We start from the raw sequence: 12,939 nt of genomic DNA, 5'->3' as shown, positions 1-12,939 counted from the left end.
ATCGCCGTCTTGCGATACGTACCTAAAGCATTAGTCTTACAAAATCTCGCGCGCCAGTCGTCCACTCACACTCACGGACAATGTCACTCACGCTGGCGGGTTCATTAAACGAAAGGACTTTTAATGTTTTACAAGGACGAACGGCTTGCGCTGTTCATCGATGGCTCCAACCTCTACGCGGCGGCCAAGGCACTCGGCTTCGACATCGACTACAAACTGCTGCGGCAGGAGTTCGCGCGTCGGGGCAAGATGGTGCGGGCCTTCTACTACACCGCGCTGCTGGAGAACGATGAATACTCGCCGATCCGCCCGCTGGTGGACTGGTTGCACTACAACGGCTTCACCATGGTGACGAAGCCCGCGAAGGAATACACCGACAGCCAGGGCCGCCGGAAGGTCAAGGGCAACATGGATATCGAACTGACGGTCGATGCCATGGAGCTGGCCCCGCGCGTCGATCATATCGTGCTGTTCTCCGGTGACGGCGATTTCCGCCCGCTGGTGGAATCGCTGCAGCGTCAGGGGGTTCGGGTTTCGGTGGTGTCCACCATCCGCAGCCAGCCGCCGATGATCGCCGACGAGCTGCGCCGCCAGGCCGACAACTTCATCGAGCTCGACGAGCTGCGCGAAGTCATCGGTCGCCCGCCGCGCGACGTGCAGGTGGAGCGCAACTTCGAGGTTGCCGCGAACAAGTAACGCCCCATGTGTCCGAAGGCGGGGATTGGGGCCGCGCCACCGGACCGGAAAGGGTTGTATCATGCTGACGGATTGGGCCGCCGACGGGTTTGCGTTGGGCGGCCTTTTCATTGCCGCCTTCGGGGCCGCCACGGTGCTGCCCTTCCAGTCGGAAATCGTCTTTGCCGGACTGCAGGCGCAGGGGCTGTGGCCGCTGTGGTGGTTGGTTGTGGTGGCCTCGGTTGGCAACACGCTGGGATCGGTGGTGAATTACGGCATGGGCGTCTGGGTGGAACACTACCGCCACCGACGCTGGTTCCCGGCCTCCGAGGCGCAACTGGATCGTGCCCAGCGCTGGTACGCCCGCTGGGGCGTCTGGACACTGCTGTTGTCCTGGGCGCCCTTGGGGGATGCGATCACTTTGGCTGCGGGCATCATGCGGACGCCCTTGTGGCTGTTCGTGGCGCTGGTGGGCTTTGCCAAGACCGTCCGCTACATCGTCTTTGCCTGGCTGGCGGCGGGTTTCATCGGCTGAAAAAAAGGGTTCGCCGTCGCTTCGGTCAGGCGACGGGTTTGTGGGTGTTTCGCCTTCGCTTCGCTCAGGCGACCGGCGCTCGGCTGACGCCTCGCGCCGTCGGAGGCTCTGCCTCCGAACCTCCGCGGTATTTGTGTCAAGATGAAGATAAAAGAGCTTCCTTCTCCTTCATCTTGATCCAAATACCGCGGGGTCTGGGGCGGAGCCCCAGCCGGTCGCCTGAGCGCAGCGAAGGCGAAACCGCAACTGGCGGTCCCTAAAGTTCATTTGACGAGGCTGAAACACAGATCCTCCACCGCGCGAGCCATGGCGCCACCGTCGCAGACCGGGGCTTGGTCCAGCAGCGGGCGCATGCCGTGGCGGAGGGCCTTCAGGCGCGCCGGGGTGTCCGGATCATTGCCCATGTCGATGGCCATGGCGACCATGGCGGCGCGCGAGGGGCAGACGAACTCGCTTAGGTGGGTGTTCATCACCAGCGAGGCCGAGGTGCGCGAGGCCCAGCGGTCGCCGTCGAAGGTCAGGAGCGGCACGCCCTGCCACAGTGCTTCGACCGTCGTGGTGCCGCCGTTATAGGGGAAGGCATCGAGCGCCAGGTCCATCTGGTCATAGTTCCTGAGGTAGTCGTAGTGGTCCGCGCCGCCCTTCAGGGTCAGCCGGTCGCGGGCGATGCCGCGTTCGGCAAAGCGTTCGGCCAGCCAGTCGCGGTTCTCGCCGCTGTCCAGCGTTCGGTTGGCGAGGAACAGGCGGCTGTCGGGGACGCCGTGCAGCATCTCGGCCCAGCTGTCGATCACCTGCGGGGTGATCTTGTACATCACGCACAGGCTGCCGAAGGTGAAAAACCCGTTCTTCAGGCAGGGCGGGTCGACGACCGGCGGCGCGCGATGCGCCACGGTGAAGGTGAGGTAGGAGAGCGGCAGGCGGTGGACCTCTTCGGTGTAGCCGCTGTCCTCGCCGGGTTTCACGGCGTGCCGGTCGCCGATGATGCCGTGAAAGCCGGGCAGGCCGGAGGGGCCGAAGTGGTTCTGCCAGGCGAGCGTCACGGGGGCGGGGGCCTTGGTAAACACGCCCAGCCGGTCCGGCGTGGAATAGGCGTTGATGTCGATCAGCACGTCCAGTTCGGTCTCGCAGATCAGCTGCGCCAGCGCGGTATTGTCCAGCGCGGCGGTGTTGTGGATCACGTCCGTTTCATGCGCCTCGTAGCCGATCATCTCGGCCCCCGGAGCGCTGTCGGAAAACAGGTGGACCTCGACCCGGGCACGGTCGTGATTGTTCACCAGCGCCCAGGTGGGGCGCATGTAGTTGGGCTTTTCCAGCCAGCTGGAGACATAGCCGATGCGCAGCCTGTCGCGCGTGGTGCGGGGGCGCGGCGTGCAGGTCATGCGGTTGGCCACCGGGCTCGCGGCCAGCTTCGCGGCAAAGGTCGTGCGCGCCGCGAGGATCTGCGCGGGCGTCTGGCCGGGCGCGTTGGGCGCCAGTGTCGCCACCGCCAGCCAGGCCGACAGGTTGTCCGTCGCCTCGGCGGCGATGCGGTGCTGGGCGAGCGCCTCGTCCACCAGCCCCAGCTTGAACAGGCTGCGGCCCATCTGGTGACGCACTTCCGGGGTGTCGTCGACCGCGAGGCTTTGCTCGTAGCATTTCAGCGCCTGGACGTATTCGTCCTGCCGCTCCATCGCCGCGCCGATCTGTGCCCAGACCCGGCCGGACACATCCCCCAGAGCGATCCGCCGGTTCCATGTACCAAAGGCGTTCATCACCTGACCGGCGGCCCATTGCGCAGTGGCCAGCGCCTCCAGCGCCTGTGGGTCGGCGGGGCGCTGGCGGGCCTCGTGTTCCAGCAGGGCCAGGCCGGTCAGCTTCGGCTTTGGCGTCAGGCCCAGCCCTCCGCCAAGGCGCAGGGCGGCCGTGAAATCACGGGCGTCGAAATCGGTCATCAAAGGTCTCTTGGTCGAAAGAAAATCGGGTAACGTAGGGTCAGTCTGCGGGCAGAACCCCCTTCGATCAAGCATGGATTTCCATCCCCATCATCGCCTTCACTGGACGCGCGGCGGGGGAGCGACTACGTGGGGCGTGAAGGAGACCGTGACATGCCCCAGCCTCTCGACCTGTATCTTGCCGCGCCGCGCGGGTTCTGCGCCGGTGTCGATCGCGCCATCAAGATCGTGGAAATGGCGTTGGAGAAATGGGGCGCGCCGGTCTACGTGCGCCACGAGATCGTGCACAACAAATACGTGGTGGACGATCTGCGGGCCAAGGGCGCGGTCTTTGTCGAGGAACTGGAAGAATGCCCGGATGACCGTCCGGTGATCTTCTCCGCCCATGGCGTGCCGAAATCGGTGCCGCAGGCCGCTCAGGCGCGCGAGATGATCTACGTGGACGCCACCTGTCCCTTGGTGTCGAAGGTGCATATCGAGGCGGCGCGCCACGCGGAAAACGGCCTTCAGATGATCATGATCGGCCATGCGGGCCACCCGGAAACGGTCGGCACCATGGGGCAGTTGCCCGAGGGCGAGGTGCTGCTGGTCGAGACTCCCGGCGACGTGGCCCATGTGCAGGTGCGCGATCCCGAACGGCTGGCCTTTGTCACGCAGACCACGCTGTCGGTGGATGATACGGCGGATATCGTGGCGGCGCTTCAGGCGCGCTTTCCGGCCATCGTCGGCCCGCACAAGGAAGACATCTGTTACGCCACCACCAACCGTCAGGAAGCGGTCAAGGCCATCGCGCCGAAGATCGACGCGCTGCTGGTGGTCGGCGCGCCGAACTCGTCGAATTCGCGCCGTCTGGTCGAGGTCGGGCGCAAGGCGGGCTGTTCCTATGCCCAGCTTGTGCAGCGGGCCGAGGACATCGACTGGCGCGCTCTGGAGGGCATCCGCGCCATCGGCATCACCGCCGGGGCCAGCGCGCCCGAGGTGCTGATCGAGGAGGTCACGCAGGCCTTCCGCGACCGTTATGACGTCACCGAGACGGTGGTCGAAACGGCGCAGGAAAACGTTGAATTCAAGGTGCCGCGCGTGCTGCGGGAGCCGGTGGAGGCGCGGGCCTGATGCCGCGTCCCTTTGACCCCGCCGAGGTGCTGGCACGTCCGCTGATGGCCTTCCTCGGCAGCGCGACCGATGACGGTGCGCCGCGCATTGCGCCGGTCTGGTTCCTTTGGGAGGACGGGGCGCTGTGGATGCCGGGCACGGCGGGCGGCAGTTCGGTGGCGCGGATCGCGCATGACCCGCGCGTTTCGGTCGAGATCGTGGATTACGACAATCCGGGCGGCGTGCTGCGGCATCTCGGGCTGCGGGGCCGCGCCAGTGTCGAGCCGATGGAGACGGATCGCTTTGCCCGGCTTCTGGCGCGCTACCTTGGCGAAGAGGACAGCTGGAACCCGTGGTTCATCGACCGGATCGCGCGTCTGGACGACCCGGCGGGGCGGCTGATCCGGCTCGACCCGGACAGTATCTTTACCAACGATGTCAGCTATTTCCGCACCGGGCCGGTGTTGGCGACCCACGCGGGCTACCCGGTGACGCCGGCCTGAGCGCCCCGTCGGCAGAGCAACCCGTCGGCGGGTTTCCGTCACTCGCTAAAATCCCGCGAAGTCGTGACTTGCACCGGGGTGCTCTCGCGGTAGGCTTTGGGGGACGCGAACCATGCGGGACAGTTTCATGCGCCTTACGACACTGGTCATCCTGATCGGAACCCTCGTTGCCTCTGCCGCGGCCTTTGCCCATTCCGGCGTGGCCAATCCGGCCGTGTTGCAGCGGATGGAGGCGATGAAACAGATCGGTGACCAGATGAAGGTGCTGGGGAGCATGGCCAAAGGGCAGGTGGCGTTCGACGCCGGGGCGGCGCAGGCGGCGGTGGACGCCATCGCGGCGCAGGCTGCGCAGGTCCCGGACCTGTTCCGCGAACCGGTCACCGACCCGAAGTCCGAGGCCTTGCCCTCGATCTGGGAATCTTACGGCGATTTCACCCTGAAGGCCGAGGCGTTGCAGGTCGCGGCCAACGCGCAGATTTCGGCAGAGCGTGATCTGGCTCCGACCGTGGCTGCGCTGGGCGCGGCCTGCAAGGCCTGCCACAGCCATTACAAGGATTGACCTGATGCGCGCATTGCCCCTCGCGGCCTGCCTGTTGGCGGGCGCGGTGCCCGCCTTGGCGGGCCACGAGCTCGACGGGCGTGACATCGCGCGTGGCGCCGAGGTCTACACCGAGCATTGCGCCGCCTGCCATGGCGCCGCGCTGCAGGGCCAGCCCGATTGGCAGGTGCCGCTGGCGGATGGCTCGCTGCCCGCACCGCCGCATGACGACACCGGGCACACCTGGCATCATTCGAACGTGCAGAATTTCGACTACGTCAAACACGGCGGCGCGGCGATCGTGAAGCGGCTCGGGATCAAGAATTTCAACAGTGCGATGCCCGGATTTGGCGAGGCGCTTTCAGATAAAGACATCTGGAACGTGTTGGCCTACATTCGCAGCGAATGGCCGGAGGAGATTCAGGATCTGCATACCTCCCGCAACCCGCCACACGAGTAGTTTCATGATCAGCCTGCAGTTTCTCCTGACCGCCTTCGTCGTCGTTCTCGCCCCCGGAACCGGGGTTCTGTATACGCTGGCGATCGGGTTGGGGCAGGGCAGGCGGGCGGCTGTGGCGGCGGCATTGGGGGGCACCATCGGGATCGTGCCGCATCTGGCAGCGGCGGTGCTGGGGGTGGCGGCGATCCTGCACACCTCGGCCCTGCTGTTCACCGTCGTGAAGACGGCGGGCGTGGTGTACCTGCTGTGGCTGGCATGGCAGTCGCTGCGCTCTGGCGGGGCCCTGTCGGTGAATGCCGACCGTGCGCCGGAACATTGGGCGCGCACGGCGCGGCGTGGGGCGCTGATCAACATCCTGAACCCGAAACTGTCGCTGTTCTTCCTCGCGCTGCTGCCGCCCTTCCTGTCCGGGAACGCGGCGACGGCCACCGCCGAGATGCTGCTGCTGGGCGCGATCTTCATGGCGATGACCTTTGTGGTCTTTGTCCTGTACGGGGTCTTTGCCGCCTTTGCCCGCGACCGGCTGTTGGCCTCGCAACGGCTGATGCGCTGGCTGAACCGGTCCTTTGCGGCGCTGTTTGCCGCGCTGGCGGCGCGGCTGGCGCTGGAACGCGCCTGAAGGCGCGTCCCCGAGGCGGGACTTTTCCTGCGCTGCCGTCGCGCTAGACTGCGGGGCATGACAGGAGGACCGCCATGACGACGATACCGAAGGCGCCGCTGATCCTCGGGCTGGCCGGGGTTCTGCCCTTTGCATGGGGCGCGCTGACCCTGCTGGTGCCGGGGGCGCAGGATTGGGGCATCGCCGTGCTGGGGCCGCGCTTCGTCGGGCCTTACGTGCAGCTGTTTTACGGCGCGGTGATCCTGGCCTTCATGTCCGGGGTGCTCTGGGGCTTTGCCACCCGCGCGCCCGAGGGGCGGGCTGCGACCGGATACGCGCTGTCGGTGCTCCCGGCCCTTTGGGCGTTCTTCATGACCGGGGGCGGAGAACAGGCTGCCGGGCTGAGCCTGATCGCCGGGTTCTCGGGGCTGCTGGTGCTGGATGCCCTGTTCGCGCGCTGGGGGCTGGCGCCGCCCTGGTGGCTGGCGCTGCGCGTGTTGCTGACGGGGCTGGTGATCCTGTGCCTCGCCGTGGGGGTGCTCTCATGAGCGCGGATCGCGAGACGCTGGAGGTCTATGACGCGCGGGCGGCGGAGTATGCGCAGGCCTTTGGCAAGGACCATTCGAATGATCCTGCGCTGCGTGCCTTCGTCGCTGGATTGCCCAAAGGCGGGCGGGTTCTGGACCTGGGCTGCGGGCCGGGGTCTTGGGCGCGGGCCATGCTTTCGGCGGGGCTGGAGGTCGAGGCCGTGGACGCCTCGGCTTCCATGGTGGCCGAGGCCGCGAAGGTGCCGGGGCTGTCCGTGCGGCAGGCGCGTTTTGACGACATCGACGCTGAGGCGCGCTATGACGGCATCTGGGCGAACTTCTCGCTGCTGCATGCCCCGCGCGACGCCATGCCGGGGCATCTGGCGGCACAGCATCGGGCGCTGAAACCCGGCGGGCTGCTGCATGTGGGGTTGAAAGAGGGCGAGGGTTCGCGGCGCGACACGCTGGGGCGGTTCTACATTTACTGGACCGTGTCCGAGCTGACGGCGCTGCTGGAGGATCTGGGCATGACGGTCTTCGACCTGCGCCAAGGTGCGGACAAGGGGCTTGACGGCGCGGTCGCGCCTTGGTTCACCCTGACCGCTCGCAAGCCCTGACAGGAGACCCCCATGCCCGATCTTTACGCCTATACCGACGGAGCCTGTTCCGGAAACCCGGGGCCGGGCGGCTGGGGCGTTCTGCTGCGGGCGATGGACGGCGACACGGTGGTGAAAGAGCGCACGCTGAACGGCGGCGAGAAGGTCACCACCAACAACCAGATGGAACTGATGGCGGCGATCTCGGCGCTGGAATCGCTGTCGCGGCCGTCGAAGATCACCGTGGTAACGGACTCGCAATACGTGAAGAACGGCGTGACGGGCTGGATCTTTGGCTGGAAGAAGAACGGCTGGAAGACGGCGGCGAAGAAGCCGGTGAAGAACGTCGAGCTGTGGCAAAGGCTGGACGCCGCACAGGCGCAGCATGACGTGAAATGGGAATGGGTGAAGGGCCACGCCGGTCATCCCGAAAACGAAAAGGCCGACGAACTGGCCCGCGAAGGCATGGCCCCGTTTAAGTAGCCAGCATTTTTCCCCGAAAAATCGCAGCTGGTGGGCAATCATGTCTTTCCGCAGGAAAGGCATAGCCCACTCGGTCGTGCTGGAGTGCCACGGACGCGCATTTTCCCCGAAAAAATGCTGGCTGTGGGGTGAGCGCCCGGACCGCGTCAGCGGCGAAGTGTCCGGGGGACACTTCGGGGTGCGAACGGGCGAAGCCCCGGTTGTCTTTCCGCAGGAAAGGCATAGCCCGTTCGGTCGTGTCCGGGCGCGCAGGCTTTTCGTTGAAAAGCCTGACTGCGTGAAGTCTTTTCATCGAAAAGACTTCGGCGGCGCGCTAAGGAGGGGTATGAGCGTTCTTTCCCTCCTCGATTACACCTCTGTCATCGTCTTCGCCCTGACCGGCGCGCTGGTGGCGTCGCGGGCGCAGCTGGACATCGTGGGGTTTGCCTTTCTCGCCTGCCTGACGGGGCTGGGTGGTGGCACCTTGCGCGACCTGCTGCTGGACCGCGCGCCGATCTGGATGGGCGATCCCACCTACCTTGCGCTGGGCTGTGCTGCGGCCGTTGTGGTGTTCTTCACCGCGCATCTGTTCGAAAGCCGCTATCGGGCGATCCTCTGGCTCGACGCGCTGGCCCTGCCGGTGGCCGTGGCGGCGGGGGCCGGGGTCGCAGCGAGCCTTGAATTGCCCTGGCCGATCATCGTCGTCATGGGCATCGTCACCGGCTGCGGCGGCGGGCTGATGCGTGACGTGGTGGCCAACGAGGTGCCGCTGGTGCTGAAGCAGGGCGAGTTGTACGTCACCTGCGCGCTGGCGGGGTCGGGCGCGCTGGCGCTGGCGGCGTGGCAGGGCTTGCCCGCGCCGCTCCCTGCGCTGGCCTGCGCCGGGGTGACATTCGCGCTGCGGGCGGGCAGCATCGGGTTCGGCTGGCGGCTGCCCGTCTACAAGGGGCGTCCGCCGCGGTACAAACCCTGAATGGGGGCCTAAGTGGAGCGGGCCTTAGTTGAGCCGACCGTCCGCCAGACCCTTCTTGCACAGCTCCGGTCCCTCGGGACGTTGCGAATAGGCGGTGACACCGCAGGTCTTGCAGCGAAAGCTGCGCAGCGATCCGCGCGCCTCGCCCTCGGCCACCCATTTGCAGGCCTTGCGGGCGGGTTTCCCCGCGCCGCCGCCCAAAGACCCACCCACAGAGCCACCGCGCGAGCGGTAGGACCAGAAGGCCAGCGCCGCGATGACGAGGATGGCCAGCAGGACCGTGGTCATTGCAGGTCCCCAAAGGCCTTTTGCAGCCGCGCCACCGCCTCGACCACCCGCGCGCGGGGCGTGGCAAAGTTGAAGCGCAGGAAGCTGTCGCCGCCCAGCCCGAAGGTCGGCCCGTGGTTGGCCGCGATACGCGCGCCATCCTCGACCCGTTTCGTGAACTCCTCTCGTGTCATCCCGGTGCCGGAGAAGTCGACCCATGCGAGGTAGGTCGACTGCATCTCCATGCTTTTCAGCCCCGGAATGGCGTTCACGCCCTCGTCGAACAGGCGGCGGTTGCCGTCGAGGTAGTCCACCAGCGCATCGACCCAGGCGGCGCCTTCGGGGCTGTAGGCCGCTTCGGCCATGAACAGGCCGAAGGAGTTGGGCGATATCCCCAGCGCCGCCATTTTACCTGCGAATTTCGCGCGCAAGGTCTCGTCCGGAATGATGACATTGCCGGAATGTGATCCGGCGATGTTGAAGGTCTTGGTGGTCGCCGTCATCATCACCAGCCGCTCGGCCACGCCCTCGATCAGCGCCATGGGGGTATGCGTGTGGCCGGGCATCACGAGGTCGTGGTGAATCTCGTCTGAGACCAGCACCAGGTCGTGACGTTTGCAGAAGGCCGCGACGCCCTCCAGTTCGTCGCGCGTCCAGACGCGGCCACCGGGATTGTGCGGCGAACACAGGATCAACATGGTTTCGCGCCCGGTCATTTGCGCGTCCCAGGCGTCGAAATCCATCCGGTAGACGCCATCGGTCAGCGCCAGCGGGCATTCCACCACTTCGCGCCCGGCCGCTTTGATGACGCGGGCAAAGGCGTGGTAGACCGGCGTCATCAGCACGACGGCATCACCGGGCGCGGTAAAGCTTTCGATGCACATCGACGTGCCGTTCACCAGCCCGTGCGTGGTAAAGATCCACTCGGGCCGGATCTGCCAGCCGTGGCGCGTGTCCATCCACCAGCGGATCGCCTCGCGGTAGGGGGCGTCATCGCCGTAGTAGCCGTAGACCCCGTGGTCGGCCATCTTCTGCACGGCGGCCTGTACGCAGGCGGGCGGGCGAAAGTCCATGTCGGCCACCCACATCGCCAGCCCGTCCGAGGCGGGCACGCCGTAGAGCGTCTCCATCATGTCCCACTTGACCGAATGGGTGCCGAAGCGGTCGATGTCCTCGTCGAAGTCTGGCGTCGGGTGGGTCATGGGGCTCTCCTGTGGTAATGCCAGAGTCCTCCCCAAAGCCGCGCCCGGGCGCAAGGCGAAAAGTGCCTTTTCCCGGTTACAGCCCCGCCTTGTAGAGCAGCCAGGCCTGCGCGCTGACCACACCCAGCATCCCGCCCGCCACGGCGGCAAAGCCCACCTGCGTGCCGCTGAGGTCCATGATGCCCGACAGGTCCAGCACGCCGCCCAGCGTGGCAAGCTGCATGGCGAACATGCCGCCCAGCCGGTCGGCATTGTCCTGCACGGCGGTCTCGCGGGCGGTTGGCTTGCGCTTCAGCGTGCGGGCGAGGCCGGACAGGCCGATGGCAAATCCCGGCAGCATGATGAGCAGGCCGACCCAGGGCACCAGCGGCTGCGAGTAGAGCATGAAGATCCCGGCAAGGATGATCCAGCCGCCGGTTGCGAGGAAGGCGGGGCTGATCCATGCCCGGTCGGTCCAGACGTCGCCATAGGCGATGGTGCCGCCGACGGCGGTGGGGGCGGCAGCCGGCGCCTCGGATGCCGTGGCGTTCCAGAAGATCGCCGCGACTCCGGTGGCGATCAGCGGCGTGATGATCCAGCTCGCCTGCAATCCCGTCATGGCCGAGGCAATCCAGCCCAGCATTCCGGCCGCCACACCCAGCGCTACGATCTGCGACAGTACGCGTCCCATGGTATCCCCCGATTCCAGACTATCCATAAGTGGTAGGCGAGTCGCGGCAAGCGGGCAATTGTCAGGTTGTTACCACCACTGGTAGTTGCGTTGCCACCGACCACCAAGTGATGCGTTTTTGGGCGCTTTGTATCCACAGGTTTCGGTGGGGAAAGGCGCGTTGTGCTGGCCAGATTTAGCCCGGAATTTGGCCCGGATTGCGCCGCTTCACAGGCCTGATGACCATGAGGTCCCGGGACAGTTGCGATTCCCTTCGCGCGCGCCTAAATCGGGGCGCATGAAGCGACCGATCCTGATCCACCCCGACCCGCGCCTGAAAAAGGTCTGTGACGCCGTGCCCGACCTGTCGGACGAGCTGCGCGTCCTGGCGGATGACATGCTGGAAACCATGTATGACGCGCCGGGCATCGGTCTGGCCGCGCCGCAGATCGGCGTGCTGCAACGGCTGATCGTGCTGGATTGCGCGAAACCGGATCAGGGCGACGAGCCGCGCCCGCTGGTTATGTTCAACCCGCAGATCATCGCCTCGTCGGACGAACGCAACGTTTACGAGGAAGGCTGCCTTTCGATCCCCGAGCAATACGCCGAGGTCGAGCGCCCCAAGGTCGTGGATGTCGCATGGATGGACGTGAACGGGAACCTTCAGACAGAGACCTTTGACGGGCTCTGGGCCACCTGCGTGCAGCACGAGATCGACCACCTCGACGGCAAGCTTTTCATCGACTACCTCAAGCCGCTGAAGCGCCAGATGATTACCCGCAAGATGGTCAAGCTGAAGAAAGAACGCGCGCGGGAGCAGTTTTGAGCGTCCTGCCGATCCTGACATGGCCCGATGCGCGGCTGGCGACGGTCTGCGATCCCGTGGCCGACCCGGACGCCGTGGCGCAACTGGTCGCCGACATGTTCGACACGATGTACGACGCGCCCGGTCGCGGGCTGGCGGCGCCGCAGGTGGGCGTGCTGGCGCGGCTGTTTGTCATGGACGCCGGGTGGAAAACCGGGGCGCGCACGCCGCTGGTCTGCCTGAACCCGGTGGTAACGCCCCTGGCCGATGAGGTCGAGCCGGGCGTCGAAGGCTGCCTGTCCATGCCTGCGGTCGAGGTCACCGTGCCCCGCCCGGCGCGTGTGCGGCTGGCGTGGACGGACCTGTCCGGCGCGCGCCACAGCGCCGATCTGGAAGGGGCCGAGGCGCGCATCGCGCAGCATGAAACCGACCATCTGGACGGGCTGATGCACTTCAACCGCGTGGATGCGGCGACCCGCGCCGAGATCCTGCGCCAATGGGAGGCTAGAGCATGACCGTCCGCCCCTTTGTCCCCTGGCCCGACAAGCGTCTGCGTACCCCTGCCGAGCCGGTGGCCGAGATCACCGACGAGATCCGCACCCTCTGGGACGACATGATCGAGACCATGGAGGCCATGCCCGGCGTCGGACTCGCGGCGCCTCAGATCGGCGTGATGCTGCGGCTGGCGGTTGTGGATGCCTCCGAGACCTACGGGCAGGCGATCCGCATGGCCAACCCCGAGATCCTGCATGCCTCGGTCCAGCTGCGCGAGCACGACGAAGGCAGCCCCAACCTGCCCGGCGTCTGGGCCAAGCTGTCCCGCCCGCGCGCGGTGACGGTGGCCTATCTCGACGAGACCGGCACGCGGGTGGAGAAGGATCTGGTCGGCCTCTGGGCGACCTCGGTGCAGCACCAGATCGACCATCTGAACGGCAAGATGTATTTCGACCGGCTGTCAAAGGTGAAACGCGACATGCTGATCCGCAAGGCGCGCAAGCGCTGAGTCGTCACGTCTGAACGGTTTCGCTTTGGCTGGGCCGAGGCGTGGTTGACGCGGTGTTTCGCTTTGGCTGCGCCAAAGCGCTGTTGATGAAGTGTTTCGCTTTGGCTGTGCCAAAGCGATCGG

Annotated in this window: 18 protein-coding genes; 14 read left to right on the top strand and 4 right to left on the bottom strand. The window is 66.3% G+C overall.

What is annotated here, in order from left to right:
- Positions 1–123: 123 nt before the first annotated feature.
- The gene (locus ACP16H_RS20830) at positions 124–696 is read left to right on the top strand and encodes an NYN domain-containing protein (protein ID WP_425074161.1); all 573 of its coding nucleotides are present in this window, start codon (positions 124–126) and stop codon (positions 694–696) included.
- Between the two features lie 61 nt (positions 697–757).
- Positions 758–1,210: a YqaA family protein gene (locus tag ACP16H_RS20825; RefSeq protein WP_425074160.1), complete on the top strand. Its 453-nt coding sequence runs from the start codon at positions 758–760 to the stop codon at positions 1,208–1,210.
- Positions 1,211–1,473: 263 nt separating this feature from the next.
- Here the strand turns inward: ACP16H_RS20825 and ACP16H_RS20820 are convergent, their stop codons facing one another.
- Positions 1,474–3,141, bottom strand: coding sequence for a hypothetical protein (locus ACP16H_RS20820; RefSeq protein ID WP_425074159.1), 1,668 nt, complete (start codon positions 3,139–3,141; stop codon positions 1,474–1,476).
- A 153-nt stretch (positions 3,142–3,294) separates the two neighbouring features.
- On the opposite strand from ACP16H_RS20820, the gene ispH reads away from it, so the two are divergent.
- The 9 genes from ispH to ACP16H_RS20775 all read left to right on the top strand — a co-directional run bounded on the left by ispH (position 3,295) and on the right by ACP16H_RS20775 (position 8,890).
- On the top strand, positions 3,295–4,254 hold the full coding sequence (gene ispH, locus ACP16H_RS20815) for a 4-hydroxy-3-methylbut-2-enyl diphosphate reductase (RefSeq protein WP_425074158.1): 960 nt from the start codon (positions 3,295–3,297) through the stop codon (positions 4,252–4,254).
- The gene (locus tag ACP16H_RS20810) at positions 4,254–4,736 is read left to right on the top strand and encodes a pyridoxamine 5'-phosphate oxidase family protein (RefSeq protein ID WP_425074157.1); all 483 of its coding nucleotides are present in this window, start codon (positions 4,254–4,256) and stop codon (positions 4,734–4,736) included. Before ispH ends, ACP16H_RS20810 begins: the two co-directional genes overlap by 1 nt.
- A 127-nt stretch (positions 4,737–4,863) precedes the next feature.
- A complete protein-coding gene (locus ACP16H_RS20805; protein WP_425074156.1) occupies positions 4,864–5,295 on the top strand; it encodes a c-type cytochrome in 432 nt (143 codons plus the stop codon).
- Between the two features lie 4 nt (positions 5,296–5,299).
- A complete protein-coding gene (locus ACP16H_RS20800; RefSeq protein ID WP_425074155.1) occupies positions 5,300–5,734 on the top strand; it encodes a c-type cytochrome in 435 nt (144 codons plus the stop codon).
- A 4-nt stretch (positions 5,735–5,738) separates the two neighbouring features.
- On the top strand, positions 5,739–6,353 hold the full coding sequence (locus ACP16H_RS20795; RefSeq protein WP_425074154.1) for a LysE family translocator: 615 nt from the start codon (positions 5,739–5,741) through the stop codon (positions 6,351–6,353).
- Between the two features lie 74 nt (positions 6,354–6,427).
- Positions 6,428–6,880, top strand: coding sequence for a DUF3429 domain-containing protein (locus tag ACP16H_RS20790; protein WP_425074153.1), 453 nt, complete (start codon positions 6,428–6,430; stop codon positions 6,878–6,880).
- Positions 6,877–7,476 carry a class I SAM-dependent methyltransferase gene (locus ACP16H_RS20785; protein ID WP_425074152.1) on the top strand — a complete coding sequence of 200 codons (600 nt, stop codon included), beginning with the start codon at positions 6,877–6,879 and terminating at the stop codon, positions 7,474–7,476. Before ACP16H_RS20790 ends, ACP16H_RS20785 begins: the two co-directional genes overlap by 4 nt.
- 12 nt (positions 7,477–7,488) lie before the next feature.
- Positions 7,489–7,938 (top strand): ribonuclease HI, encoded by a 450-nt coding sequence (rnhA, locus tag ACP16H_RS20780; protein ID WP_425074151.1) that lies wholly within the window; start codon positions 7,489–7,491, stop codon positions 7,936–7,938.
- A 325-nt stretch (positions 7,939–8,263) separates the two neighbouring features.
- Positions 8,264–8,890 (top strand): trimeric intracellular cation channel family protein, encoded by a 627-nt coding sequence (locus ACP16H_RS20775; RefSeq protein WP_425074150.1) that lies wholly within the window; start codon positions 8,264–8,266, stop codon positions 8,888–8,890.
- 24 nt (positions 8,891–8,914) lie between these two features.
- Here ACP16H_RS20775 and ACP16H_RS20770 read toward each other — a convergent pair whose 3' ends face one another.
- The 3 genes from ACP16H_RS20770 to ACP16H_RS20760 all read right to left on the bottom strand — a co-directional run bounded on the left by ACP16H_RS20770 (position 8,915) and on the right by ACP16H_RS20760 (position 11,029).
- Positions 8,915–9,178: a hypothetical protein gene (locus ACP16H_RS20770; RefSeq protein ID WP_425074149.1), complete on the bottom strand. Its 264-nt coding sequence runs from the start codon at positions 9,176–9,178 to the stop codon at positions 8,915–8,917.
- Positions 9,175–10,359, bottom strand: coding sequence for a MalY/PatB family protein (locus ACP16H_RS20765; protein WP_425074148.1), 1,185 nt, complete (start codon positions 10,357–10,359; stop codon positions 9,175–9,177). Before ACP16H_RS20765 ends, ACP16H_RS20770 begins: the two co-directional genes overlap by 4 nt.
- 76 nt (positions 10,360–10,435) lie before the next feature.
- Positions 10,436–11,029, bottom strand: coding sequence for a hypothetical protein (locus ACP16H_RS20760; RefSeq protein ID WP_425074147.1), 594 nt, complete (start codon positions 11,027–11,029; stop codon positions 10,436–10,438).
- Between the two features lie 277 nt (positions 11,030–11,306).
- Here ACP16H_RS20760 and def (ACP16H_RS20755) point away from each other — a divergent pair, with 277 nt between their 5' ends.
- Genes def (ACP16H_RS20755) through def (ACP16H_RS20745) form a run of 3 tightly spaced genes read left to right on the top strand, consistent with a single transcriptional unit; the run spans position 11,307 to position 12,816 of the window.
- Positions 11,307–11,834, top strand: coding sequence for a peptide deformylase (gene def, locus ACP16H_RS20755; RefSeq protein WP_425074146.1), 528 nt, complete (start codon positions 11,307–11,309; stop codon positions 11,832–11,834).
- Positions 11,831–12,328, top strand: a complete 498-nt coding sequence (gene def, locus ACP16H_RS20750) for a peptide deformylase (RefSeq protein ID WP_425074145.1) — start codon at positions 11,831–11,833, stop codon at positions 12,326–12,328. The genes def (ACP16H_RS20755) and def (ACP16H_RS20750) overlap by 4 nt, the downstream gene beginning before the upstream one ends.
- A complete protein-coding gene (def, locus tag ACP16H_RS20745) occupies positions 12,325–12,816 on the top strand; it encodes a peptide deformylase (RefSeq protein WP_425074144.1) in 492 nt (163 codons plus the stop codon). Before def (ACP16H_RS20750) ends, def (ACP16H_RS20745) begins: the two co-directional genes overlap by 4 nt.
- Positions 12,817–12,939: the final 123 nt, after the last annotated feature.

Source organism: Sagittula sp. S175 (assembly GCF_049800975.1).
Classification (GTDB): Bacteria; Pseudomonadota; Alphaproteobacteria; order Rhodobacterales; family Rhodobacteraceae; genus Sagittula.
Note: the sequence above shows the minus strand (reverse complement) of the source record. Positions and strands in the feature narration are given on the sequence as shown.